The 26,921-nt window shown below is 40.3% G+C and carries 19 protein-coding genes and 1 pseudogene; 13 read left to right on the forward strand and 7 right to left on the reverse strand.

What is annotated here, in order from left to right; translation table 11 throughout:
* Positions 1–32: 32 nt before the first annotated feature.
* The 4 genes from VCASEI_RS01455 to VCASEI_RS01470 all read left to right on the forward strand — a co-directional run bounded on the left by VCASEI_RS01455 (position 33) and on the right by VCASEI_RS01470 (position 4,004).
* A protein-coding gene (locus tag VCASEI_RS01455) for an IS3 family transposase (protein ID WP_110957763.1) occupies positions 33–1,576 on the forward strand; the annotation gives its coding sequence in 2 pieces (ribosomal slippage) (positions 33–498 and positions 498–1,576; 1,545 coding nt in all).
* A gap of 1,395 nt (positions 1,577–2,971) precedes the next feature.
* Positions 2,972–3,259 carry a GIY-YIG nuclease family protein gene (locus VCASEI_RS01460; protein ID WP_086963376.1) on the forward strand — a complete coding sequence of 96 codons (288 nt, stop codon included), beginning with the start codon at positions 2,972–2,974 and terminating at the stop codon, positions 3,257–3,259.
* Positions 3,260–3,441: 182 nt separating this feature from the next.
* Positions 3,442–3,702 (forward strand): type II toxin-antitoxin system Phd/YefM family antitoxin, encoded by a 261-nt coding sequence (locus tag VCASEI_RS01465; protein ID WP_086963374.1) that lies wholly within the window; start codon positions 3,442–3,444, stop codon positions 3,700–3,702.
* Positions 3,702–4,004 (forward strand): type II toxin-antitoxin system RelE/ParE family toxin, encoded by a 303-nt coding sequence (locus VCASEI_RS01470; RefSeq protein WP_086963372.1) that lies wholly within the window; start codon positions 3,702–3,704, stop codon positions 4,002–4,004. Before VCASEI_RS01465 ends, VCASEI_RS01470 begins: the two co-directional genes overlap by 1 nt.
* 924 nt (positions 4,005–4,928) lie before the next feature.
* On the opposite strand, the gene VCASEI_RS01475 is transcribed toward VCASEI_RS01470, so the two are convergent.
* The 3 genes from VCASEI_RS01475 to VCASEI_RS01485 all read right to left on the reverse strand — a co-directional run bounded on the left by VCASEI_RS01475 (position 4,929) and on the right by VCASEI_RS01485 (position 9,091).
* Entirely contained in the window at positions 4,929–7,097 is a 2,169-nt protein-coding gene (locus VCASEI_RS01475) for a polysaccharide biosynthesis tyrosine autokinase (RefSeq protein ID WP_089111007.1), read from the reverse strand.
* A gap of 211 nt (positions 7,098–7,308) precedes the next feature.
* Positions 7,309–7,752, reverse strand: coding sequence for an arsenate reductase/protein-tyrosine-phosphatase family protein (locus VCASEI_RS01480; RefSeq protein ID WP_086959364.1), 444 nt, complete (start codon positions 7,750–7,752; stop codon positions 7,309–7,311).
* 133 nt (positions 7,753–7,885) lie between these two features.
* The gene (locus VCASEI_RS01485) at positions 7,886–9,091 is read right to left on the reverse strand and encodes a polysaccharide export protein (RefSeq protein WP_089111008.1); all 1,206 of its coding nucleotides are present in this window, start codon (positions 9,089–9,091) and stop codon (positions 7,886–7,888) included.
* Between the two features lie 818 nt (positions 9,092–9,909).
* Here VCASEI_RS01485 and wecA point away from each other — a divergent pair.
* From wecA to VCASEI_RS01520, 7 genes and pseudogenes are all read left to right on the forward strand, one after another.
* Entirely contained in the window at positions 9,910–11,025 is a 1,116-nt protein-coding gene (gene wecA, locus VCASEI_RS01490; RefSeq protein ID WP_226983471.1) for a UDP-N-acetylglucosamine--undecaprenyl-phosphate N-acetylglucosaminephosphotransferase, read from the forward strand.
* Positions 11,026–11,185: 160 nt separating this feature from the next.
* Complete coding sequence (locus VCASEI_RS01495; protein ID WP_086959358.1) at positions 11,186–12,352, forward strand: nucleotide sugar dehydrogenase; 1,167 nt, start codon at positions 11,186–11,188, stop codon at positions 12,350–12,352.
* A 44-nt stretch (positions 12,353–12,396) separates the two neighbouring features.
* The gene (locus tag VCASEI_RS01500; RefSeq protein ID WP_089111009.1) at positions 12,397–13,359 is read left to right on the forward strand and encodes an acetyltransferase; all 963 of its coding nucleotides are present in this window, start codon (positions 12,397–12,399) and stop codon (positions 13,357–13,359) included.
* A gap of 426 nt (positions 13,360–13,785) precedes the next feature.
* Positions 13,786–15,300 carry a collagen-like triple helix repeat-containing protein gene (locus VCASEI_RS01505; protein ID WP_089111010.1) on the forward strand — a complete coding sequence of 505 codons (1,515 nt, stop codon included), beginning with the start codon at positions 13,786–13,788 and terminating at the stop codon, positions 15,298–15,300.
* Positions 15,301–15,357: 57 nt separating this feature from the next.
* The gene (locus tag VCASEI_RS01510) at positions 15,358–16,185 is read left to right on the forward strand and encodes a POTRA domain-containing protein (protein ID WP_089111011.1); all 828 of its coding nucleotides are present in this window, start codon (positions 15,358–15,360) and stop codon (positions 16,183–16,185) included.
* A 34-nt stretch (positions 16,186–16,219) separates the two neighbouring features.
* Positions 16,220–17,763 (forward strand): IS3 family transposase gene (locus VCASEI_RS01515; protein ID WP_225736794.1). Its coding sequence is split into 2 segments (ribosomal slippage): positions 16,220–16,673 and positions 16,673–17,763, totalling 1,545 coding nucleotides; the frame shifts between segments, so codons are not numbered across the junction.
* Between the two features lie 72 nt (positions 17,764–17,835).
* Positions 17,836–18,291 (forward strand): annotated as a pseudogene (locus VCASEI_RS01520) (ShlB/FhaC/HecB family hemolysin secretion/activation protein); the annotation flags it as partial.
* A 62-nt stretch (positions 18,292–18,353) separates the two neighbouring features.
* Here VCASEI_RS01520 and VCASEI_RS01525 read toward each other — a convergent pair.
* The 4 genes from VCASEI_RS01525 to VCASEI_RS01540 all read right to left on the reverse strand — a co-directional run bounded on the left by VCASEI_RS01525 (position 18,354) and on the right by VCASEI_RS01540 (position 25,492).
* Entirely contained in the window at positions 18,354–20,450 is a 2,097-nt protein-coding gene (locus VCASEI_RS01525; protein WP_162621003.1) for a sensor domain-containing diguanylate cyclase, read from the reverse strand.
* 252 nt (positions 20,451–20,702) lie between these two features.
* A complete protein-coding gene (locus tag VCASEI_RS01530) occupies positions 20,703–21,905 on the reverse strand; it encodes a murein hydrolase activator EnvC family protein (protein WP_110957766.1) in 1,203 nt (400 codons plus the stop codon).
* Between the two features lie 178 nt (positions 21,906–22,083).
* Positions 22,084–23,628, reverse strand: a complete 1,545-nt coding sequence (gpmM, locus tag VCASEI_RS01535) for a 2,3-bisphosphoglycerate-independent phosphoglycerate mutase (RefSeq protein WP_086959346.1) — start codon at positions 23,626–23,628, stop codon at positions 22,084–22,086.
* A gap of 838 nt (positions 23,629–24,466) precedes the next feature.
* Positions 24,467–25,492: an IS110 family RNA-guided transposase gene (locus tag VCASEI_RS01540; protein WP_110957767.1), complete on the reverse strand. Its 1,026-nt coding sequence runs from the start codon at positions 25,490–25,492 to the stop codon at positions 24,467–24,469.
* Positions 25,493–25,790: 298 nt separating this feature from the next.
* Here VCASEI_RS01540 and VCASEI_RS01545 point away from each other — a divergent pair, with 298 nt between their 5' ends.
* Both VCASEI_RS01545 and secB read left to right on the forward strand, forming a co-directional pair.
* Positions 25,791–26,246: a rhodanese-like domain-containing protein gene (locus VCASEI_RS01545; protein ID WP_086959344.1), complete on the forward strand. Its 456-nt coding sequence runs from the start codon at positions 25,791–25,793 to the stop codon at positions 26,244–26,246.
* Between the two features lie 119 nt (positions 26,247–26,365).
* Complete coding sequence (gene secB / locus VCASEI_RS01550) at positions 26,366–26,827, forward strand: protein-export chaperone SecB (protein ID WP_089110330.1); 462 nt, start codon at positions 26,366–26,368, stop codon at positions 26,825–26,827.
* The last annotated feature ends 94 nt before the right edge of the window (positions 26,828–26,921 follow it).

Raw genomic sequence — 26,921 nt, forward strand, 5'->3', positions numbered from 1 at the left:
TTCAACCATTAAACAGAGGGCGTGGAGTAACAATGAAACATTATTCAGCGCAAAGCAAAGAGTCGGCTCTTCAGAAGATGATGCCTCCAAATAATATAGCAATAGCCCAATTATCAATCGAGATGGGGATTGGTGAATCAACCTTGTATAATTGGCGAAAACAAGCAATTGATAAGGGGCATTTAGTGCCAGGTGATGGAAAGAATGCTGAGCAGTGGTCATCAGCAAATAAATTCTCAGTCGTGTTGGAAACAGCCTCTTTAAATCAAGCTGAGTTAGCGGAATATTGTCGAGGCAAAGGTCTTTATGTGGAACAAGTATCGGCTTGGCGAAATGCGTGTATAGATGCAAACGCTAACGTTAAAGAGCAAGAAAAAGCCTTCTCCACCGAAACAAAGAAAGATAAAAAACAGATCAATCAATTAGAAAAGGAGCTACGTCGAAAAGATAAGGCACTCGCTGAAACCGCAGCACTATTGGTGTTAAGAAAAAAAGCAAATGCGATCTGGGGGGAAGCCGAGGACGAATGATCCTCGACTCAGCTCGCATTCAAGCAGTTAAACTAGTTAATGAAGCTGTGAGTTCTGGTGCGCCAAAGTTTAAAGCTTGCCGTGAACTTGGGATCAGTGTCCGGACGTATCAACGTTGGACTGTTGACGGGAACATAAAAACAGATGGTAGACCAATATCTCAGCGCCCTGAGCCAAAAAATAAGCTATCAAAAGCAGAGAGAGATAACATATTAGCCATCGTTAATAGCGATGATTTTAAGAGCTTACCACCAAGCCAAATCGTCCCTACATTAGCAGATGAGGGTATTTATCTTGCTTCTGAATCAACATATTATCGTGTTCTTCATGAAGAAAAACAGCAAAACGCTCGCGGACGTAGTCAGATAAAAGAGAGAAAAGTACCGACGACACACTGTGCTACAGGGCCAAACCAAGTGTGGTGTTGGGATATTACTTGGTTACCAGGCCCCGCTAAAGGGCTGCATTTTTATTTATATTTGATACTCGATATATTTAGTCGAAAGATTGTTGGATGGGAAATTCATGATGACGAATCAGCAGAAAATGCATCAATATTAATTAAGAAAGCTCATTTAAAAGAAGGAGTTAAAGATAATCCTCTGGTACTGCATTCGGATAATGGAAGCCCAATGAAAGGCTCATCAATGCTTGAAACACTTTATAGTTTAGGTGTCGTGTCGTCTTTTAATCGTCCTAGGGTGAGCAATGATAATGCTTATGCTGAGTCGATATTTAAAACGTGTAAATATCGCCCTGACTATCCGTATAAAGGGTTTTCAACAATTGATGAGGCGCGTAGTTGGGTGTTGAAATTTAGCCACTGGTATAATTTTAACCACAAACATAGTGGCATCAAATACGTCAGCCCACATCAAAGGCATTCAGGATTAGCGGGTGACATATTGGCTAATAGAAAAGAAGTTTATCAAGGTGCTAAAGATGCTCACCCTGAGCGCTGGAGCGGTAATATCCGTAATTGGGATTTACCAAAAGAAGTGTACTTAAACCCTGAACAAAATAGTGTCAAGGCTGAGAGTGCATAACGTAGTGATCGCGACAACTAGTTTGACAAACACCGATACTCTGCAAAAGGGAAAACCGGTTAAACAAAGTAAAAAGCTCATTGTTGATCTCAATAAAGTTCAATAACTTTGCACCGTTGGGATGATGAAGGTAAATCGTTGTCATCCCGAGGAGCCTAGGCGACATCAGGGATCTAGTTAAAGCGATCTTGGATATATTATTGATTTTAATGAGTTTGTACTTTCTTTTAGTGTAGTGGTTGTGGTGATTAGATTCCGGCTCTCGCTTAGGCTCGGCCGGAATGACGGAGTGGTAGGCTTGACGGGAATGGTGGAGTGGTAGGTTCGGCTGGAGCTGGTTATTCTCGGTAGGGGGTAGTTAGGCTGAAATAGTGTGGATTATGCACAGTTGGAATGATGAGGGTAAATTGCCGTCATCCCGAGGAGCCTAGGCGACATCAGGGATCTAGTTAAAGCGATCTTGGATATATTATTGATTTTAATGAGTTTATTGCTTTCTTTTAGTGTAGTGGTTGTGGTGATTAGATTCCGGCTCTCGCTTAGGCTCGGCCGGAATGACGGAGTGGTAGGCTCGACAGAGATGATGATGGTAAGTTGTCGTCATCCCGAGGAGCCTAGGCGACATCAGGGATCTAGTTAAAGCGATCTTAGATATGTTATTGGTTTTTATGAGTTTGTTGCTTTCTTTTAGTGTAGTGGTTGTGGTGATTAGATTCCGGCTCTCGCTTAGGCTCGGCCGGAATGACGGAGTGGTTAGGCTCGACAGAGATGATGGTAAATTGTCGTCATCCCGAGGAGTCTAGGCGACATCAGGGATCTAGTTAAAGCGATCTTCGATACATTATTAATTTTAATGAATTTGTTGTTTTATTTAAGTGTAGTGATTGTGGTGATTAGATTCCGGCTCTCGCTTAGGCTCGGCCGGAATGACGGGTGGTAAGGCTTGGCGGAATGACGGAGTGGTAGGTTCGGCAGGAATGACGGAGTGGTAGGCTTGGCTGGAGCTGGTTATTCTCGGTAGGGGTTAGTTAGGCTGAAATAGTGTGGATTATGCATAGTTGGAATGATGAGGGTAAATTGTCGTCATCCCGAGGAGCCTAGGCGACATCAGGGATCTAGTTAAAGCGATCTTCGATACATTATTAATTTTAATGAATTTGTTGTTTTATTTAAGTGTAGTGATTGTGGTGATTAGATTCCGGCTCTCGCTTAGGCTCGGCCGGAATGACGGGTGGTAAGGCTCGGCGGGAATGGTGGAGTGGTAGGCTCGGCCGGAATGACGGGTGTTAGGCTCGACGAAAATGATAGAGTAGCTAGGAATGATCGTATCTATTTTCAACCAATTCTCATACTTAATAATTGATATTATTCCCTAATTTATACTGGGATAATTTAATGAATAAACAGCCCTGTGTTTATATTCTCTCTTCTTTAAATCATCGTTCTTTATATATTGGTGTCACTAGCCAGTTAAAGCAAAGGGTTTGGCAGCATAAAAACAAACAAGTTGATGGTTTTTCTCGTCGATATAATACGGTTCTTCTCGTTTATTATGAACAATATAGCAATATGGAATTAGCAATTGTAAGAGAGAAGCAATTAAAAAAATGGAAAAGGGAGTGGAAGAATGAGCTTATTCAAAAAGTGAATCCTAACTTTACAGATTTATACTTTGATCTGTAATGTTGGATTGTAAGTAGATTCCGGCTCTCGCTTAGGTTCGGTAGGGATGACAGGATGTTCGGCTAAGGAAAAATTTGAGAGTGACAGAGGTGACTTGAGATTTTTCTATTCAACTTTTGAAATCGCATTTATTTTGTTCGAATCGTTCGATTCGTCTATAATAGGCCGAAAAGGAGAAACATATGCAATCACTTACTGCAAATATCGCTAAAACAAAATTTGGTGACTTATTACTCAAGGTGCAACGTGAACCTATTCAGATTAGTAAAAATGGTTCACCCGTGGCTGTTGTCATGTCTTGTGAGGAATTTGAACAATTAGAAAATCTTAAAATGATGATGATTAAATCTCGTTTTGAACAAGCAGAGAATGATATTACCGCTGGCAATACTATTGATGGTGATAAGTTTATGAACGATTTAGATAACGGAAAATTTGATTAATGGCGAAGTATAAAATTTCGTCTGCGGCTCAGGCCGATTTCATCGAAATTCGTCGTTATACATTAAAGCATTGGGGACTGACTCAGTGGGTAAATTATTTCAGTGAATTAAAGCAGTGTATGGCGCTATTGGCCAATAATGAACAAATGGGTATAGCTGTCACTGAATTGGGGGAACATTATTATCGTTTCCCGCTAAAGAACCATGTTATTTATTATATTAGAAAGCCTGATCATATTGTTATTGCTGCCGTTTTAGGAAAATACATGTCACCGTCTAAACACTTTACTGAATTAAATTAGTTTATTGCTTTTTTAGAAGGGCGGTTGTGGTGGTTCGATTCCGGCTCTCGCTTAGGCTCGGCCGGAATGACGGAGTGGTTAGGCTTGGCGGGAATGGTGGAGTGGTAAGGCTCGGCGGGAATGGTGGAGTGGTAGGTTCGGCTGGAGCTGGTTATTCTCGGTAGGGGTTAGCTAGGCTGAAATAGTGTGATTATGCACAGTTGGAATGATGAGGGTAAACAGCCGTCATCCCGAGGAGCCTAGGCGACATCAGGGATCTAGTTAAAGCGATCTTCGATATGTTATTGGTTTTTATTAGTTTTTTGTTTTCTTTTAGTGTAGTGGTTGTGGTGATTAGATTCCGGCTCTCGCTTAGGCTCGGCCGGAATGACGGAGTGGTTAGGCTTGGCGGGAATGGTGGAGTGGTAGGTTCGGCTGGAGCTGGTTATTCTCGGTAGGGGTTAGTTAGGCTGAAATAGTGTGATTATGCACAGTTGGAATGATGAGGGTAAACAGCCGTCATCCCGAGGAGCCTAGGCGACATCAGGGATCTAGTTAAAGCGATCTTCGATATGTTATTGGTTTTAATGAGTTTCTTTCTTTTAGTGTAGTGGTTGTGGTGATTAGATTCCGGCTCTCGCTTAGGCTCGGCCGGAATGACGGGTGGTAAGGCTCGGCGGGAATGACGGAGTGGTAGGTTCGGCGGGAATGATGGAGTGGTAGGCTCGGCTGGAGCTGGTTATTCTCGGTAGGGGGTAGTTAGGCTGAAATAGTGTGGATTATGCACAGTTGGAATGATGAGGGTAAATTGTCGTCATCCCGAGGAGCCTAGGCGACATCAGGGATCTAGTTAAAGCGATCTGAGGATTGGGCGTGTAGGTAGTTCTCATTATTTGGTTATAAAAAAGGGTACTCATTTGACTGTCGTACCCTTTTTTATGAGGTTTATTTCGCTTTTTCGCTCTTATATTCGTATTGATAATAAGCATAGCCACCATAAGCGGCAGCCGCTTTTTTCTCTACCGCATTTAAAATAAAGCCTTTGACTTCAATGCCATTATTTTCAAAGCGTTGTTTAGTAAACTCAAGTTCTTTAATGGTGTTTTGCTCAAATCGACCAACAATTAAAGTGGTGCCTGCGTGTGCGCCAACAATGGCAGCATCGGTGACCGCAAGAATAGGTGGTGTATCGACAATCACCATATCGTATTGCTCACTGGCCCAATCGAGTAGTTCTTTAAAGCGTGGGTGCATCAATAATTCTGATGGGTTAGGCGGAGCTTCACCTCGTGGAATAAAGTTGAGGTTTTCAACGCCTAATTCTTTAAGGACGTCTTCTTTTGTCATTTGCCCGCTTAGGTATTCTGATAGGCCTGGCTTATCATTCGTATTAAATTGACGACCCATACGGCCTTTGCGCATATCGGCATCAATGACTAATACTTTCTGCCCTACTTGGCTGACGACTGCCGCCATGTTGGCAGATACAAATGATTTACCAACTGATGGGCTTGGGCCTGAAATCATTAAGACATTATTTCTTGCTTCCATCATTGCAAAGTGCAAGCTAGTACGCAGGCTACGAATGGCCTCAATGGCTAAATCAGCAGGATGAGAAACCGTCAATAAGGTATCGTTTATTGATAAGGACTTGAGCTTTTTCTTGTCTAGATCGGCTTGAGAGATAGACAGAGGAATAGACGCGTAAACCGGCAAACCAATTTCTTCTACTTGTGCTGGCGTTTCAATACCTCTATGCATTGCCGCTTTCAGTAATACTAGTCCGACAGAGAACATACCACCAAGTAAGGTTGCCAGTACGGCGATTAATGGTTTTTTAGGTTTAACGGCTTGAGAAAAGCTTTGCGCACCATCAATAATACGTACGTTACCAACGGTACTGGCTTTAACAATGTTCAGCTCTTGAACTTTATTGAGCAGTTGGATGTAAATTTGTTGATTCACTTCCACATCACGCGTCATACGTAATACTTCACGTTGTGTTTTTGGTAACTTCTCAATTCGCTTTTCAAGGCGAGTTTTTTCCGATAACAGTGTTTTGCGTTTATCTAGTAATGATTGATAAGCAGGGTGTTGCTTGGTGAATCGCTGTGAAATATCACTTTCTTTAAAGGTGAGTTCATTTAATTGTGCTTCAAGTGCAACCATCACATTAAGAGTCGATTGCGCTTCCATGTTGAGATCCACGGATTCATTATTTTGACGATAACGATTGAGTTTGTCTTCTGCCACGGTTAATTGGGTTTTAATTTCTGGCAGGTGCTCTTTAAGGAAGACTAAGCTATTTTCTGCTTCAGCAGAGTTTCGTTCGACATTTTGTAAGAAATAATTTTGGCTAATATCTTGCAAGATAGCTTGAATATCCGCACGATTTTCACCCGTAAGCGACAGTTGTAGTATACCGGTTTGTTTACCACGTTCACTAATCGATAGGTTTCTTTGTAAACGTTGAATGGCATCTAAGCGGCTAATATTACTAATGGTAAAACTATCACCGGTGTTGGCTGTTATTTGAGTGACAAACAAGCGGTACTCACCTTGCTGGGCCAGCTCACCGACTTTCCCGTCTAAGATGGTTTGCTCATTACTATCGGTTAAGCGGTAGTTGCCTTGATCTTCATCTAACATGGTTAGGGTATAGGCTTGTGGTTCAGCTCGCTCTGGCGTCATGAAGCGACTAATTTGGATGTGCTGGGTATCTCCGAGAATACGAGAAAGCCCTTTACCTATGATTGGAAAATGATCCGCACTGGCAACGGTCGTTAAGTTTAATTTATCGACGGTTTCGCCTAATACCATACGTGAATTGATAATTTCAATTTCAGTGGAAGCAGGAGACTCAGAGCTAAACAAATCCGCCATATCTGAGTTGAGTACTGGCATGCCTGAGCTTTTTTGTTCGACTTGAATCAAGGCATCGGTATTGTAGATTGGTGTTGCAAGTAGTGCATAACTCACCCCCAGAATCGCAAAAACCGCCGTGGTTAGGATGATGAACCAACGGTGATCTAAGAGGATCCCAAATAACTTGCCAAGGTCGATAACATCATTGTTATCCGATGATTTTTGTGTGTTGCTTGGGTTAACACTCATGAGCATTCCAATCTTTTATAAACGTTAAATTATTGATTCAACAGAGAAAACGAATCCATGTTTTTTCTGTGAGGTACTTATTTGGGTATAATACTATCTATTTATAAAAACTATCTATTTATAAATACTATTTGTTTTTAAATACTTTCTGCTTTTCATGTTATGTATTTCTACACAATTATTATGAATCAAATTTCAGCTGTAATGCCTTTTATTGTAATTTTTTTGCCCAGCCATTCGCTGACCTTTCAATTAAATCAAACACGTATTCAAATTCTTCTTGGCTTTTTCGAAATGGATCGGGGATCTCTTTGTGCTCAATCCATTGGCCAAATAACATGGTTTTCCCTCGGGCTTCAGGGGCGATGTCATGCACGGCGTCTAAATGGCCTTTTTCCATTACTAAAATGAGATCATATTGACGGCATAAACTATTGGTTAGTTGCTGAGCTTGGTGCGCTTCCAACGATACTCCGTGTTGCTCTGCGATCAATTGGGCGGTTTTATCGGCGGGTTTATTGGTTAAACCACTGCGTTCTGTGCCAATCCCCGCGGAGGAAACGATTTTATTCGGCAGTTTTTGCTGCAATAGGCGTTCACCTGTAGGAGAGCGGCATATATTACCAACACAAACAACGAGAATTTTATTAAACATGTTTTTCTTTTTTCATTTGTTAAGTTAAACCACTACTGGCTTTATTTATGTATAAAGTAATCATATATAAAATAGCAAGACTTATGATCCCAGTAACTTGAAGCAAGTGTTATCTGGGATCTCATTTATGACGTTACTTTAAATCCATGTAGTAATTTAAGCCTTCCGATAGGTTATTGAACCCAGTAATGGTTGGGATAAGTTGTCTAACAACACGGTTCCAACGAGTAATTGGAGCTGCCGTTACATACACGATATCATAAGGTTGCATGTCAAATTCGGTGCCAATCACTAATGCGGTCGCATCTTTAATATTAAGCTGATAGATATTGGCAATCGGTGGCGGTGGTTGATTGTCAGCATTATCATGAGTTGCCATCGCTTGTTCAGTTTGCGTATTCTGGACGTTTTGTTTAATGCCGCGAATGACAAACACGCCAGTTGCATCAGCTTCTAATTCATTAATGCCACCCACGCTACTAAGGGCTTCGGTTAAGCTCATTCCTGAACGATCGATTTTGAGTAATTTAGGTTCATTCACCTCGCCCATAACAAAGACTTTTTGTCCATCATTACGAGGTACGTGAATAATGTCGCCATTTTTAAGTAGGCGATTTTGCGTGAGATCACCACGTTGCATTAAGGCGTAAAGAGAAATTGTCTCTTCTTGGCCATTGCGAGTTAGTGTGATGTTACGCCAATCCGCGTTCGGAGCTAGACCACCAGAGCGGTTGATAGCATCTAAGATGGTTAATGGTACGTTAGTGATGGGTTGTTGCCCTGGAGTGTTAATTTCACCAGTTACGTAAGCTTTTTGGGCTCGGAAGGCGGCAACATTGACATCGACTTGTGGGCTTTCAATGTATTTGGCTAAACGTCTGGCAATTTCATCACGAATTTGGGTAACGGTTTTTCCCGCGACTTTAACCGTGCCAATATAAGGGTAGAAAATTGTGCCATCAGAATGAACCCAGTTACCCGATTCACTCGAGCTTCGGTATGAGCCTGCTGGAATGGTCAGTTCAGGGTGATCCCAAATGGTGATGTTTAAAATATCACCAGGGCCAATGAAATATTGGTATTTGGCAATGGTTTCATCAAGTTCAGGATTGTTACGTGAAGTAACCTGTTCTTTTTTAAATTGAGTGACGGTATTTGGGGTTAAAGAGTAAACATTCACTCGGCTTGAAATGTCATTTTCGGCTTGTCCGGAATCTGATTCAGAGTCTGATTGAACAACATTTTTACCACCTAAGCTAATGTGGGAGCCTGGCATAGTACAGCCCGCGAGTAGGACACTTGATAACAGTATACTGAGTGTTTTTGTTGTTAATTCCATTTAGTCCGTCGTCTAATGTTAGTTATTTAATGACAAATTGAGTTCCAAAATAGCCTAAAGGTGGCTATGAAGCTGCTGATAGTACTTTATAAACAGGTTTGCTGAGTCAGTACTTTGTTGTTCAATGTTAATTTTATTCGCTATACAGATGCAAATGCTATGTCTTTATTTATGGTGCCGCTCTCGATTTTACTGGAATTCAGAGGATAAATAAACGTCATGTTCATTCAAGCATAAATATTTTACATTTTTCTTACTGCATATAACCATTATACTCAAGTGACTTCAAGATGCAGAATTCAGAACTCTCATCCAAGTCTTTAAACAAGCAAGATTCGCCTAGGAATGAAGCACCTTTCAAACGAATCTGACGCAGTATATAATAATGAGATCATTATGGTTGAGTTTCGTGCTTTATTTTGAATTTTTATTGACTTTTGTTGTTTTTGTATTCAAAGTAATTTTCCGCTAGTTGCAGGTTAAATGGTGTATGACTAATATTAGCACTAATCGTACAAGGGTAAAGTATAGCTTGTTCAGATTGTTCCTCTCCTCATTAGCTGAGTCATAAATGAGTGGTGAGAGATTTATGTTATTTACACGGAACGTTCATTTTCCTGTCACAACTAGGTATTACGGTTAAATTTGAGCTATAATTTGTAACTTTTTCAAGTTTTAATTAACTGACTAGTTTTTACATCGATTTGAAAAATAATATGTTTTTTTTGGTAGAATGCGTACCATTTTCAATCATTTTTTAATTTTGATGTAATACATCATGCATTTATAAATGGATTATAAATAGTAAGGGAAACATTTTGCCTATAATCATGTTTGAGTTGTTCTCGATGTTCTGCATTTCTTTTGCAGTAACGTATTTTTTGAGGATGCTAGCGAAACGCATTGGCTTAGTTGATCGGCCCAACGAGCGAAAAATGCACTCCGGCGCTATACCATTGGTTGGTGGAATTTCGATTTATCTCTCTTTTTCTATTTTCCTTTTGATGAATCCCCAAGCTATTCCTTATTCTGATTACTTTTTAATTTCTCTGACTATTTTGATGATCGTTGGGGCATTGGATGATAAGTATGACGTGAGTTTTAAACTTCGTTTTGCTATTCAAGCACTGATTTCGCTCGCGATGATGTATTTCACAAATGTTAAGTTACATACTTTAGGTGATATTGTCGGTTTGGGTGTGATTCATCTCGATTGGTTTGGCTATGTGGTTACGGTATTCGCTGTCGTAGCAGCAATCAATGCTTTTAACATGGTTGATGGTATTGATGGGTTACTGGGAGGGTTATCTGTTGTGACTTTTTCGGCGATTGGTTTGCTGCTTTTAGCCGATGGACAAACTACGTTTTCGTACACTAGCTTAGTGATCGGTGTGATCATGCTGCCTTATATATTAATGAACTTAGGGTTACTCGGTCGTCAGCGTAAGATTTTTATGGGTGATGCCGGTAGTATGATGATTGGCTTCATGGTGGTGTGGTTTTTATTGTGTTCTAGCCAAACCAAAGGCCAACCATTGATTCGTCCTGTGACCGCTTTGTGGCTGATTGCTATCCCTCTAATGGATATGGCGGCCATTATGATTCGCCGGATTCGACGCGGTGATTCTCCGTTTAAACCAGATAGAGAACATTTACACCATATATTCCAACGTTTAGGCTTTTCTTCTGCTCAAACATTAATGATTATTTGCTTTCTTGCCACTTTGTTTGCCGGTTTTGGTATCTTAGGCGAAATGGCCAATGTTCCTGAATCTGTCATGTTCTATATTTTCCTTGTTACTTTCTGTATTTATACCGCCATGCTATCGAATGTTTGGCGTATTACAAAGAAGTTGCGTCAGTGGTATGGCTTATCCGGACAGGGCAGTCAATTGGTAGAGGGAAAGAAGAAAGATTCAATCGCTCGAATGTAAAAAATTAATTTTTAACACAATATTAAGGGCTGGCAAAATCGTATTGTTGCGCCCTTCGTTTTAGGATATCTCCCATTATTAAGCCTTTGGTATGATTCTCCAATTGAGTTTGAATCAAGGCTTTAAATCGTATTAAATTCAATACTATAGAGTTTTAATTATGAAAATTGCCATTGCAGGTACAGGCTATGTAGGCCTTTCGAATGCCGTTCTTTTATCTCAGCACCATGAAGTGGTTGCCGTTGATATCATTCCTGAAAAAGTGGAGATGATTAACAATAAAAAGTCTCCTATTGTTGATGCTGAAATTGAACAGTTTTTATCTGAAAAAGAGTTGAATCTAACGGCGACTCTCGATAAACAAGCCGCTTATCAAGATGCTGAGTTTGTCGTGATTGCTACGCCGACTGATTATGATCCTCAAACCAACTATTTTAATACTTCATCGGTAGAAGCGGTAATTCGTGAGGTGATGGAAATTAACCCAAATGCGGTGATGGTGATTAAATCTACCGTACCCGTTGGATACACGGCAAATATTAAGCAAGAGATGCAGTGCGATAACATTATGTTCTCACCTGAGTTTTTACGTGAAGGTCGTGCTTTATTTGATAACTTACACCCGTCTCGTATTATTGTTGGTGAGCAATCTGAAAGAGCTAAAGTGTTTGCAGGCTTGCTGGTTGAAGGTGCAGTAAAAGACAATATTGATGTGCTGTTTACTGATTCAACGGAAGCGGAAGCAGTGAAGTTATTTTCTAATACGTATCTTGCTTTACGTGTGGCTTACTTCAATGAATTGGATTCTTACGCGGAAGCGAATGGCTTAGATGCTCGTCAGATTATTGAAGGTGTGGGATTAGATCCTCGCATTGGTAGTCATTATAATAATCCATCATTTGGTTATGGTGGTTACTGCTTACCGAAAGATACTAAGCAGTTATTGGCGAACTATGAGTCTGTTCCAAATAATATTATTGGGGCAATTGTCGACGCTAACCGAACTCGTAAAGATTTTGTAGCGGATTCTATTATTAAACGTAACCCAACCGTTGTGGGGATTTACCGCTTAATTATGAAAGCCGGTTCAGATAACTTCCGCGCATCAAGCATTCAGGGCATTATGAAGCGTTTGAAAGCGAAAGGTATTGAAGTTGTGGTATACGAACCTGTGCTAAAAGAAGATGAATTTTTCCACTCACGCGTTATTCGTGATTTTGATGAGTTCAAGCAATTATCCGATGTCATCGTTTCAAATCGCATGGTTGAAGAATTAGCCGATGTGGCGGATAAAGTGTACACCCGTGACTTATTTGGTAGCGATTAAGTGTCGTTACATTTGGTTCGATATCGCGTTTAAAAGGATTTTTTATGCACTATGATGTGTTTAACGGTGATGCCGATGGCATCATTGCGCTATTGCAATTACGCTTTGTTGAGCCGAAAAAAAGTCAACTGGTGACAGGTATTAAAAGAGACATTCAATTACTCTCTCAAGTGGCGAAAGTCGATGATGTGACTTCGGTAACGGTGTTGGATGTCTCTATGCAGAAGAATGTCGATGCGTTAAAGCAATTGCTTGAGCGTCATATCCCTATTTTTTATTGCGATCATCATCAAAGTGGCGAGATTCCAGAGTCTCCTTATCTTGAAGCATGCATTAATTTAGATGCCGAGATCTGCACCAGTTTACTCATAAATCAGAGATTGAAAGGGCAATACCAGTTGTGGGCTATCGCAGGCGCTTTTGGCGACAATATGACGAAGCGTGCGTTGGTGTTATCTCAACAATCTCAATTATCACCGGATCAAATTGAGTATTTGAAGGAGCTGGGTACGCTGATTAACTATAATGGTTATGGCGCAAGCGTGAAGGACCTACACATTGCACCCAACGTATTATTTCAAACGTTATTGCAATACCCAGATCCATTTGAGTTGCTAAGCCATCAAGATTCAGTTTTTTACCAACTTAAGGTCGGTTACCAACAAGATAATGCTCAATTAGATGGTTTAATGCCAATGTTTAACACCGAGACTTGCGAAGTCTATGTATTACCGAATCAGACATGGGCAAGGCGAATTAGTGGTGTGTTTGGCAATGAATTGGCTAATACTAACCCAAATAAAGCATTTGCTGTTCTGACCCTGAATGAAAATCTAAGAGATTATACCGTCAGCGTTCGAGCTCCACTCAATCGTCGAGAAGGGGCGGATGAAGTGTGCAGTCAATTTCCTAATGGTGGCGGTCGTCGAGCAGCTGCGGGGATCAATCAATTATCTCTCGATCAATATGAGCAGTTTATTTCTATTTTCAGCCAACGGTTTGGCTAACTTTTAATTTTCTTTGCGATTTTTTATTTCTCTTTCTACCTTCTCTCAGCTTATTCCACTTGTATCTGTTTAGTTTTCTTACGAACAATTATTGTCAATATTAGTTATTAGACCATTTTGGAATAAAGATCTCGAAATATATCCTATCAAATTGATAAATAAAGAATATTTTGAATTATCCTGTTTTGTGTTTTGACATTGAATTTACATATCAAGATGCCTACACTTTATCTATGATTTTTTTAATAATCTTATTTTTATCTCAAATGTGAGACTTACGTGTGCGGTTTAAACAAGAAATATGAGTACAGCTTATCTTAAAGATAAATCGATTGATGTTTAGTGTTTATCCTTCAGTGATGCGGCTTGTTTGACGTACAACAATGCATAAAAACGGCTTGTTTTGTGTCGGCTAAGGATAGAAAAATGACGATAAAATATAGCGCGCTAAGATTCAGACATAGCGCTTTAAAATTAAAATATCTAATATTAAAACTCAAATTCAAATATAGCTCCTTACGATCTCCTGCTTCAGCTCTACTTTTTTCTTTAATACTTTTAGGCTGTTCTGGGCAAGGTGGTAATACGGTAACCAGCGGTGGTGCAGCGACAAATGGTGCACTAGAGTCTGAAACGGCTAATATTGAATCTGAAACAACGCCTCAGACATCAACCCCAGTCGATCCAGATGCACCAACTCAAAATGCCGGATTACTTGAAGATGGTTTGCAAAGCTCAGGAAGCGCGGTGACTGGATTAGGTGATGCAGTCAGCCATAGTCCATTGACCGATTATGCAAATTCCCTCACGACAGGTTCAGGTGAAGTATTGGTTAATCTTGGCGCTGTGGTTGCCGAGACGGGGAATACATTAACCCATGGTTTGGCTACCTACGATGATTCGATGATTAATGACACAGGTGCCGGGGTCTCTAAGGTGACGACTCAAGTTGGGAGCACGGTTGTGGCGACGGGAGATACCATTGCTCAATTAGATGCTTTACCTGTTTTTGTACAACTTAATGATAAAACCGGCGTATTAAGTTATTCAGGAAGAACCGTGTCGGAATTAGGCGGCAAACTTGAACAAGTTGGTGATACGTTAGAATTCCATTTTTCTGATGAAAATGGCGGCTTATATGGCTTAAGTTCAACACTCTCCGCAACAACAGCGCCTATTTTGAAAGAAGTAGATGGCTTGTTAGATCTTAAAGGCAACGCGCTTATTTTGTTTGAAAATAAAGCCGATATTAAACCTGCACTTGGCCAGCTTGTATACGTTACAGGCAGCAGTTTGAAAGAAGGCACACAAGCATTATTGTCTGATAAACAAGGCATGGTTAGAGGTGTTGGTGAAGTCCTCGTTGGCAGTAATGGATTAACGGCGGTGTTGGTTGGTGATCGCTTATCTAACAACGAAGTATTGACGAGTTTGCAATCTACATTAGGTGGTTTAAACGCCAGCGATGGCGATCAAATTTTAGTCGATACTAAAGGTAAACTACAGGGTGTGATTGCTAATGTTGGTGAGAAAAAAGCGATTGTCACATCGAATGTGAGCTCTTTGATTGCTTCTGTCACGCAACCTAACAGCGATAATGTTCTGGCGTCTATTCCAGTAGTCAGTGATGTTACGAAAAAGCTATTAGACTCGAATAATATTCAAGATAATCCTCTCAGTGGTGTTCTAGCGGGTTTAAAAGAAAAAACAGGGGCATTAGGTACGGCGCCCGGTGCACAAGCTGGGTTGGTGGATAATGTTTCCGATGGTTTAAATGGTGTGAATAATACTTTATTAGGCAGCACCAATGGGCCTGTCACCTCTGGCTTAAATCAAACGCTAAATGGTGTGTTACAAACCCAATCGGATGGTGAGAAAGCAGGATTGCTCGATACGATCGATAACAAAATACTTGATCCACTGTTAGGTAAAAAACTATAACTTTTCATCCATAAAACCGGAGGCGATTTTCTCCGGTTTTTTTATAGTGATCCCAATATGAAAAAAATAATAATGACCGTTTGGGCTGCGTCACTTTACACCTCTTTTAGTTATGCAAAATTACCGCCTTTAATTACCGAGCCTCAAGAGCCACCGCCAACATTATCTGAATCGCAACCTCCCGATCTTCGTGGGTCAGCGGATGTGCTTGAAAGTAATCAGGGATATATTTCACATGTACACTTTCGTGGCGGAACGGTAATTAGTGATGAAGAACTATCATCGATTGCCCAGCCTTTAATAGACACTCACTATTCAATCGAAATGGCTAAACGGGTTATTGGGAAAATTAATGCTTTGTATGAAAAAAAAGGCTATCCACTTTCGTATGCGTCCATTGCCGCCGATGGTTTTCATCAAGGCCGGTTGACGATTACGCTGATTGAGGGATATGTTGTTCGTGCAGAGGTGATTGTTGATCAAGCAAACATTCAATATAAAGTGAACAGGGTGCTTAAGCCCATTTTGCAAGAAAAACCACTGACTCAAAATAGCCTTGAAAAAGCCATTTTGTTACTCAGAGAGATACCAGGCTACCGGTTTCAGTTAGCCTTACCAAAACCCAAAACACTTTCTGGAGCCACCTCTATTCGAATCGAGGAGGTGGAACGAAAATGGATTGAACCTGATTTATCGTACAGCTACCAAAAAGAGGGTGATAATGATTTATATGCGACTGTCACCGTCAACTCGCTGAATAGTTGGATCGAAAAAGTGTCGTTATCTGGTTTAATTCCGGTTGATAGTGAGCGAGACACTGAATATTACGCAATCAGTATGGATCATGCTTGGTACCCTCTCTGTCAGACTAGTTGTCGCGCTTAATATTCAACCATTAAACAGAGGGCGTGGAGTAACAATGAAACATTATTCAGCGCAAAGCAAAGAGTCGGCTCTTCAGAAGATGATGCCTCCAAATAATATAGCAATAGCCCAATTATCAATCGAGATGGGGATTGGTGAATCAACCTTGTATAATTGGCGAAAACAAGCAATTGATAAGGGGCATTTAGTGCCAGGTGATGGAAAGAATGCTGAGCAGTGGTCATCAGCAAATAAATTCTCAGTCGTGTTGGAAACAGCCTCTTTAAATCAAGCTGAGTTAGCGGAATATTGTCGAGGCAAAGGTCTTTATGTGGAACAAGTATCGGCTTGGCGAAATGCGTGTATAGATGCAAACGCTAACGTTAAAGAGCAAGAAAAAGCCTTCTCCACCGAAACAAAGAAAGATAAAAAACAGATCAATCAATTAGAAAAGGAGCTACGTCGAAAAGATAAGGCACTCGCTGAAACCGCAGCACTATTGGTGTTAAGAAAAAAAGCAAATGCGATCTGGGGGGAAGCCGAGGACGAATGATCCTCGACTCAGCTCGCATTCAAGCAGTTAAACTAGTTAATGAAGCTGTGAGTTCTGGTGCGCCAAAGTTTAAAGCTTGCCGTGAACTTGGGATCAGTGTCCGGACGTATCAACGTTGGACTGTTGACGGGAACATAAAAACAGATGGTAGACCAATATCTCAGCGCCCTGAGCCAAAAAATAAGCTATCAAAAGCAGAGAGAGATAACATATTAGCCATCGTTAATAGCGATGATTTTAAGAGCTTACCACCAAGCCAAATCGTCCCTACATTAGCAGATGAGGGTATTTATCTTGCTTCTGAATCAACATATTATCGTGTTCTTCATGAAGAAAAACAGCAAAACGCTCGCGGACGTAGTCAGATAAAAGAGAGAAAAGTACCGACGACACACTGTGCTACAGGGCCAAACCAAGTGTGGTGTTGGGATATTACTTGGTTACCAGGCCCCGCTAAAGGGCTGCATTTTTATTTATATTTGATACTCGATATATTTAGTCGAAAGATTGTTGGATGGGAAATTCATGATGACGAATCAGCAGAAAATGCATCAATATTAATTAAGAAAGCTCATTTAAAAGAAGGAGTTAAAGATAATCCTCTGGTACTGCATTCGGATAATGGAAGCCCAATGAAAGGCTCATCAATGCTTGAAACACTTTATAGTTTAGGTGTCGTGTCGTCTTTTAATCGTCCTAGGGTGAGCAATGATAATGCTTATGCTGAGTCGATATTTAAAACGTGTAAATATCGCCCTGACTATCCGTATAAAGGGTTTTCAACAATTGATGAGGCGCGTAGTTGGGTGTTGAAATTTAGCCACTGGTATAATTTTAACCACAAACATAGTGGCATCAAATACGTCAGCCCACATCAAAGGCATTCAGGATTAGCGGGTGACATATTGGCTAATAGAAAAGAAGTTTATCAAGGTGCTAAAGATGCTCACCCTGAGCGCTGGAGCGGTAATATCCGTAATTGGGATTTACCAAAAGAAGTGTACTTAAACCCTGAACAAAATAGTGTCAAGGCTGAGAGTGCATAACGTAGTGATCGCGACAACTAGTTTGACAAACACCGTAATCAAGGGACGCGTGATTTTGAAGAAGGCGATCTTAATTTTACGGCATGGATCGTTAACATGGCGGTCGGGTATGACATGGTGGGGGATGTACAACTACAAGTAAAAGGGAATGGCTTTTATAGTGATGATGATTTAGTCAGTGCAGAACGAGTTTCTTATGGTGGGCGTTTTTATGGGAGAGGTTACCCAGAAGGGCAAGCCGAAGGGGATGTTGGCTATGGCGCGGAGGTGATGTTATCGAGGAGCTTTCATTACGATTTAATGATTATTGACCAATTTAAACCTTATGTGGTTGCCGATACCGCCTATACCAAGTTTAATTCATTAGCGATAGAGCATAATCTGTCTTCTTATGCTTTAGGATTGGAAGTGAGCTATAAAGACGCGATTAAAGTGGCCTTCGAATACGCGGTTCCGCTCGATGATGTCAATATTGATACGGGGCGTAAAAGTGAACTTTATAATATTTCGGCTTCGTGGAATTTTTAAGTTAAAAGCAACGATCTGATCTCCTTTTGATTTTTATCGGTATTAACGAGAGCTTTTAGCCTTTATTCATAATCATCATGGTTGGCTTGTTTCATCGCTTCATTAAAGGCTAAGACTCGATTGCGACCAGTTTGTTTTGCCTCATAAAGGGCCAAATCGGCTTGTTTTAATATATCATCAATATCAGTATGTTGTGGGTGATTGACAGCCACACCAATGGATAGAGTGATGGTGACTTGAGTATCTTCAGTAATATGAATATGGGACAGGGAAATGATACTGCGAATCTGCTCTGCGAGAATAAGCCCTTCATCTTGGTTACATTGCGCAACCACAACAAACTCTTCTCCACCAAGTCGAGCAAACAACATTGATTCGTGAATGCTTTCTTTTATTGTATGGCTAAGGTGTTGCAATACTAGGTCACCGGCATCATGACCGTAAATATCGTTGACTGATTTAAAGTGATCAACATCTATCATTAATAGTGTTAAAGGTGTTTGAGTATCTTGGCATTGATTAAATAAGGGGGTGACTTGTTCAAAGAAATGGCGACGATTACTAATCCCCGTTAACACATCGGTATTAGCAATATATTCTAAGCGTTTTTCTAGCTCGATACGATCGGTAATATTGAAAGCAGACGTTCTGGCTAATGCAAAATTACCCTCATTTAACAGTACAACGGCAGAGGTCGAAACAAAAAACGTTTCACCTTGTTTGGGCTGAACTTCTAAGACGATTCCGTCCATTTCTTGCTTTTTAGGTAGCGCTGTTAAAAATGTCTCAAAAGTATCTTGGCTGGCAGGCGTCAAAAATTTTGCAAAAGACTGTCCAATGACCTCTTCCCGCTCATACCCAAGCCAATTAAGTTCGGTTTTATTGATACGAGTGACTACTCCTTGAGGGTTTAAAGTGTGGTAACCACAAGGTGCATTTTCATAAAGATCTTTTAATTCAGCACTGATACGTATGTGATTTTTCTTACGTAGTTTTTTTTGTTCCGAATTTGTGATCAATAAAAGCATGATAAATGCGATAGAAAAATAAAGTAATGCGATGAGTAAGCGGCCACTTTGCTTATAAAAGAATGAATATTGTTGAATAATTTCATTGGGAAGAAAGATCACTAGTTTCCAATTGGTATTATGGATCGATTCCATTGTAATTGGAAAATGAACATGATTATCAGTTTGTTTATTTGGACTTTCGATCGAACTAAAGTCTAATGGTGTGATGGCTTGATAGCGAAATAAGCCATTTTCTGTTTTTAATGTTCCATTATTACTTTTACTAATAATTGGCCAAGCGGTGGGATAACGTTTTTTGAAATGATTTTCTGGATGCCCTAAGCTCATCCCCCATTCATTGCTTCGATCATGATTACTGAGCCAATAACCTTGTTCATCAATCAACATCCCTTGTCCATTTATTCGCAAGGTCATTTGGTGACGAAAGTTCTCTAATAAATCGTTTGCGAGATAGTTCAATATTAGGACCCCAACGGCATCGCCATTATCATCTAATACTTGTGTTGCAAACCTTAATGTAGGGTTATAGGGCACTTCAATTTTTTCATTCTCAATATTTAAATCCATTTTAGAAACATAAGTTTCATTCGGTTTCATGGATAAAGCTTGTTGAAAATAATAACGATTATGTTTGTTTTGTAGATTTGATTGGTCCGTTGAACTTGGATTACCATGATTATAATTAATACGGATCATCTCATCGCCATCTAAATCAAAGAGTCGAACTTGATCATAATGCTGAAAAGCTACCGTGAGGTTTTTAAATAAGCCTTCTAAGCTTTCTTTACTTTCTAGGCTTACTTTACTTTGTTCTGAATGATTTATTAAATACTCACTCAAGACTTTAGACTTCGATGTCATTTGTAATGCAATGAGCTGCATTTGCATCTCTTTTTGCAGTGAATAGGTTGTAGTTGCAACAAAAGCTTCTTCTTGTGCCAGCAATTTTTCTTCTAAACTATGGGTATATTGTTGATAAATATAATAACCTAAGCCCAATGAAACCAAGGTGAAAATTGTCATCATAAGTAGAAATCGTTTTAGAATATTGTTTCTTAAATTCGATTCTTCTAATAATTCATTACTTTCAGGGGGAATATTATTAAATGATCCATCTTGGTTTGACATCAGGTAGCGTTTCCTTACGAAAATCGATGTGGGCATTATGTTTAAATTATAGGTTTACCGCTTAGAAATAAAAACATTATTTAATTAAGGTAATAGCAGCCAGCAGTTGAAGTACAAATAATGAAATCATAATAATGACAACTTTGGATCTTTTTCTAGAGAAGCTAATATCACAAAGCTAAGCGACAGAGCTTAGCCTTGGAACATGTTATATAGTCCTAATGATTTAGTTCTAGCACACTAATAAATTAATTACTTCAGCCAACTTTTAGGGTTTTGTGCTTGGCTATTTCGGCGTATTTCAAAGTACAGAGAGGTTCTTGACTGACCGCCAGTATTACCCGCCAAGGCAATGGTTTCACCTGCACGAACAATATCACCATCTTTTTTGAGTAGGCTTTGATTATAACCGTAGAGCGTCATATCGCCTTTACCATGATCAAGTAAAATCACTAAACCATAACCACGAAGCCATTCTGCAAAAACCACTTTTCCTGAGTGTACCGCTTTGACAGCCTCACCTTGTTTGGCATTGATGACAATACCTTTCCAAGTAACTTGGCCACTTTGTGATGTGCCGAAACTATGCAGTATTTGTCCGTTCACTGGCCAAGGTAATTTGCCACGATACGAAGCAAGACCATTCATTGGTGAAAGGTTACGCTTTGCTGCTTTGGCTATTTCGGCTTTTAAGCGAGATTCATTACGACGCAACTCGGCCAAATAGCTTTCGTTGTTACGAATATTGCCGCGAATTTTATTAACAGTGCTCTTACGTTGGCTTTGATTTTTTTGTAAGTCGTCACGCTTGCTTTTTTGTTGAGCAAGGAGCGTCGATTGGCGGTTTTCTTCTTCCGATAACTGTCTCTCTTTTTCATCTAGCTTAGATTGAGTCAGGGCGAGTGCTTCGATCGCTTCACTTCGCGCTTTCGCTAAATGTTGAAAATATTGGCTGATTCGATCCATTTTTTCAGCATCACCACCTTGAAGTAGAGCTGGCATCGCATTACTTTTACTGGTGATGTAATAGGCTTTAATGAGATTTTCTAAGGTTTCTGTTTGTTGTTTTTTCGTGATTTCTAATTGTTGCTTTTGTTCTTCTAACTGGTTTAAGTTGGATTGAACGTTACGTAATTCTCGTTCGGTATGGCGAATTTCTTGCCCCAGTTTAGAAATAGTGACTTCGTGATTCTTCAATTCACTTTGTAGCTCATTCAATTTTTTTTGCTGACCACTGAGTGAGTTTTTCTGGCGTGATATTTCCGCCGACACACCTTTTAATTCATCTTTAGAAGCGGCGTTGCTTATAGTTGGAAATGCAGTGAGGGCAACGGTTAGGCATAAAAAAATGCCAGAACATATTGATGAGGCTGGTGATTTGAACGAGAAGGCGCTTTTACTTTTTATAAGTGGAGTTTGATTGATAAGTTCAGCAAGAGATTTGGACGATATCATGTTTTAAAATTATCCCTTTGAGACGAATACTAATAGCATCAAGTGACTGGCATTGTTAGAGCGATTATTAGACTGCATTAGTATAAAACGAATGATCACCACGATCATTCGTAAATCGGGCAGGTGATACGCACTATTTGAAACATAATAGCGTGAATCACCTTGCCCTATAAGGGGATTATTTCAGATTGACAATAACCTGACCAGACATCTCGGTAGGGATTTCCATTCCTGTTAACTCAAGCATGGTTGGAGCAAGATCAGAAAGCTTACCACCAGCTTTGAATTCTAACGCTTTGTTACCGACATAAATTAGTGGTACAGGAAGGTTAGTGTGTGCGGTATGAATGCCACCCGTTTCTGGGTCGACCATCATTTCGGCGTTACCGTGATCGGCGGTGATCAGCATTTGACCATCGACTTCTTTGATGGCTTCAACGACACGACCAATGCATTCATCAACGGCTTCACAGGCTTTTACCGCCGCTTCGTAAACACCAGTGTGACCAACCATGTCACCATTTGGATAGTTACAGATGATGGTATCGAACTTGCCTGATTTAATCGCAGCAACCAGTTTATCGGTTAATTCTGGCGCGCTCATTTCAGGTTGAAGATCGTAAGTTGCCACTTTTGGTGAGGCAACCAATTGACGTTCTTCGCCTTCAAATTCGTCTTCTTTACCACCATTGAAGAAGAAGGTTACGTGTGCGTATTTTTCGGTTTCAGACATGCGCAATTGTGTTTTGCCACATTTGGATAACCATTCACCGTAAGTGTTTTCTAGCGATGCTGGTGGAAATGCACAAAGCAAAGGAATGTCGGCTGCGTATTGAGTTAGCATAACGAAATCAATATTTGGGAATACTTCACGTTCAAATCCATCAAAATCAGGAACGAAACAGCGAGTAATTTCACGAGCACGGTCAGCGCGGTAGTTCATGAAGATAACGGCATCACCATCAACAATCGCAGCGCTTGCTTCACCTTCGGCACGAACTTCCGTTGCTTGTACGAATTCATCATTTTCTTCACGAGCGTAAGCTGCTTCTAAACCTTCAACAGCAGAGTTAACGGTAAATTCTGCTTTTGCTTGTGTTAACAAGTCATAAGATTTTTGTACGCGATCCCAGTTATTATCACGATCCATTGCAAAGTAACGACCAATCAAAGACGCAATACGGCCTTCTTCTAGGTTTAGCTCAGCAAATAAATCTTGGAAACGTTGTAGTGTGTTTTTAGCACTGCGAGGTGGTGTGTCACGACCATCTAGGAAACCGTGAACGTACACTTTCTTCGCGCCACGCTCTGCTGCCATTTGTACAGCTGCGTAGATGTGATCTTCATGGCTGTGTACGCCACCTGGAGACATAAGACCCATGATGTGAACTGCTTTACCAGACGCTACCGCTTTATCAATTGCGTTTGCTAGCGCTGGAGTGTCTTTGAATTCGTCATCGGCAATAGATTTTGTGATACGGGTTAAATCTTGATATACCACGCGCCCTGCACCAATATTGGTGTGGCCAACTTCAGAGTTACCCATTTGACCGTCTGGTAAGCCTACATCGAAACCTGAAGCGGAAATTAAGGTGTTCGGTTGGTTAGCAAATAAACCGTCTAATACCGGTGTGTTGGCGTTGGCGATAGCGTTGTCGCTGTTGTCTTCGCGGTAACCCCAACCATCAAGAATGACAAGTGCCATTGGTTTTTTATTTGACATGTTCAAACCTCGTTTAAAAATACAAAGAATTTAAAATTTCACTTAGCGTAATTTTACTACATTTTTCACTCTAAACTGTAGGGTAAGATCAATTTAACTGGCCTCATCCCTTTGGTGTCACATTTATCTGGTGCAAATTTTCATTTCATGAGGTGCATTATGCCTAATTATTAATCGAGATGAAAATCGAATTCATCAATATTATTAATAGGGAAACGCCCAACCATCGTCATACCGAAAATATTCAACCACCGTCATGCCGGAAATATTCAACCATCGTCATGCCGGAAACGAGGGACGAGTTATCCGGTATCTACCGAGGCAAAGAAAAGCGAGATTCCTGATGTCGCCTACGGCTCCTCAAGAATGAAGGTGTGGATGTCATGCTGGAAACGCCCAACCATCGTTATACCGAAAATATTCAACTACCGTCATGCCGGAAACGAGGGACGAGTTATCCGGTATCTACCGAGGCAAAGAAAAGCGAGATTCCTGATGTCGCCTACGGCTCCTCAAGAATGACGGTGTGGGTGTCATACCGGAAACGTCCAACCATCGTCATGCCGGAAACGAGGAACGTATATGGACTCCTCTTGTATAACAAGTAAATTTTGCTGTTAGTGTAAATTACAAGTGCACGTATATTCGGTTTTTTATAATAGGGAGCTACCCTTAACCTGTATGGCTTAATTCACATTACAACAGTTCTTAACGAGTAAAAGGTATTTTATACCGTCGTTCCTCTCAGAGTTTCTGTTGTGTGCTTTGTTACACTTCATCTTGTCTACTTGTTGTACTCGACAGTCACCAATTGCTACTTATACAGCCTTATCAACGCTTAATTAGCGAATTGTGGTTGATAGGGTTGGCTTGTTTTCAGCATGGCGCAAGCCATTCTGACTATTTTATTTGCGACAGCAATTGTGGCTTTATTTGGATGGTTTCGCTTTAAAAGCTCACGAATCCAACAACTTAAAGGATCCTGCTTTTCTTTTATGTTAGAAACTACGGCTCTTGCTCCATGGACAACTAATGACCTTAGTGTCCTATCTCCTGATTTAGATATACCTATATTTACATTTTTCCCACCAGTTCCATTATGAGCGGGTACTAGCCCTAAACTAGCGCTAGCATCTCGACCGAATCGAAACATAGATGCATCACCAAATCGAGAATATAACCCACTAGCTACAATCCAACCAACTCCAGGTAATGTAATGAGTAATTGGCAGGAAGGAATTTGCTTTGCAAATTCAATTAATTGAGTGGTCACTTTTGCAATATTTTCGTCTATTTTAATAAGCTGCTCATATAAATCACTTAAAACAAAGCGGGCAATATGAATGAGATCATTATTCATATCTGATAAGTGAACAGGAAGATTTTTTCGCAGCTGATTCAGGCCTTGTGGCATTTTGACAGCGTACTCCATTGCTACACCGCGAATTCTATTTGATAGTTGAGTTCTGCGTTTTACGTAACTCTCTCGTAGTTTTAATAACGCTGCTAAATCTTGTTGCTCAATGGTTTTTACTGCGACAAATTTCACTTTAGGGCGGTTAGCTGCCTCGTAAATAGCGAGAACATCATTCGCATCATTCTTGTTACCCAGTCGGTATTTAGCAACCACCTGAGCAGGAATAAGCAGAACTTTATGTCCTTGGTTTTGAAAGTAACGACCAAGATAATTTGAGGTGGCACATGCCTCCATACAAATAATAGCTTCGGGATGCATAGCAACAAATTTCAATAGTGCAGATTCAGAATATTGCTTATTTGATTTAAGTATATTGTGCTTATTGAATAAGCCTGCTTGGAATTTAGATTTAGCAAGATCAATGCAAATGATGCTAGTATTTTTCATGGTATGGGCTCCTTTTTTGTTTGGTTACATTCACTTTAGCTCACATTGTGAGTGGAAGTGAGGAGTCCATACCATTGAGTTATCCGGTATCTACTTACCGCGCGCTGTATGAGATTCTCGCTCTCGCTTAGGTTCGGCTGGAATAACGTCTTTATCCCATAACCTTAACTTCAAATAACTAGACCTAAATCCTCTTTTCTACCTTTACTCTCGCCACTTGATGCATTGCCCGTTATACTCTTGCCTTTCCAATTTAGGTTGAGGATGATCTCAGCCTGTGCGTTTAAGAGTGTAGGGCATGCAAGAATATACAGAGTTTTTTCAAGAAAATATGATTCTCGTTTTAGTTTGGGTTGGGGTTTTAGCCGCACTTATCGGAACGATTTTTAAATCATCGACAGCAAAATATAAAATTATTGGGTCTAGTGAGTTAACGCAATTGATCAACCGTGAAGATGGTGTGGTGGTTGATATTCGTACCAAAGATGAGTTCAAACGTGGTCATATTTCTGGTGCAGTTCACATTTTGCCGACAGAAATCAAATCAGGTTCGATTGCGGCTATTGAAAAATACAAAGCGACCCCCATCATTGTGGTATGTAAGACCGGACAAACTGCGCATGAAAATGCCAATGCATTAAGCAAAGCCGGCTTTGAAAAAGTGAGTATATTGAAAAACGGTATGACCACTTGGAACGAAAATAATTTACCTTTGGTTTCTGATAAGTCAGCGAATAAAAAAGGTAAGAAATAAAGTCGATTTTCGAAAGCTCGTTATTTGAACGGGCAACAAGAAGCGCCACGCACTCATTCGTCGTGAATAGCTCAGGATTCGAATCAAATATTATTTAAATTTATAAGGATTATTTCACCATGGCTGAAGCAGCACCTCAAGAACAACAAAACTTCACAATTCAACGTATTTTCTTAAAAGATCTTTCTTTTGAAGCGCCGAACTCCCCTCAAATGTTCCAAAAAGATTGGAATCCTGATGTGAAGCTAGATCTGGATACACAAAGCCGTGAATTAGGTGAAAATGTTTACGAAGTCGTGCTTCGTTTAACGGTTACGGTTAAAAATGAAGAAGAAAATGCGTTCCTTTGTGAAATTCAACAAGGTGGTATCTTCACCGCTGAAAACATGGAACAAGGTCAATTAGCACATTGCTTAGGTGCATTTTGTCCTAATATCCTTTTCCCATATGCACGTGAAACGATTTCTAGCTTAGTGATTAAAGGCACGTTCCCACAATTGAATCTAGCGCCAGTTAACTTTGATGCCTTGTTCATGAACTACCTACAAAGCCAAGCAGAGCAAGCACCACAAGAAGCGTAATTTGTGCGTTGTGCTCGGTGATTGGGAACCTCGTAGCTCGTTTGAGTTACGAGGTTCTTATTTTTTAACGAAGGGTATAGGTTAAGTTAAGTTA

The sequence above is a fragment of the Vibrio casei genome (assembly GCF_002218025.2).
Classification (GTDB): domain Bacteria; phylum Pseudomonadota; class Gammaproteobacteria; order Enterobacterales; family Vibrionaceae; genus Vibrio; species Vibrio casei.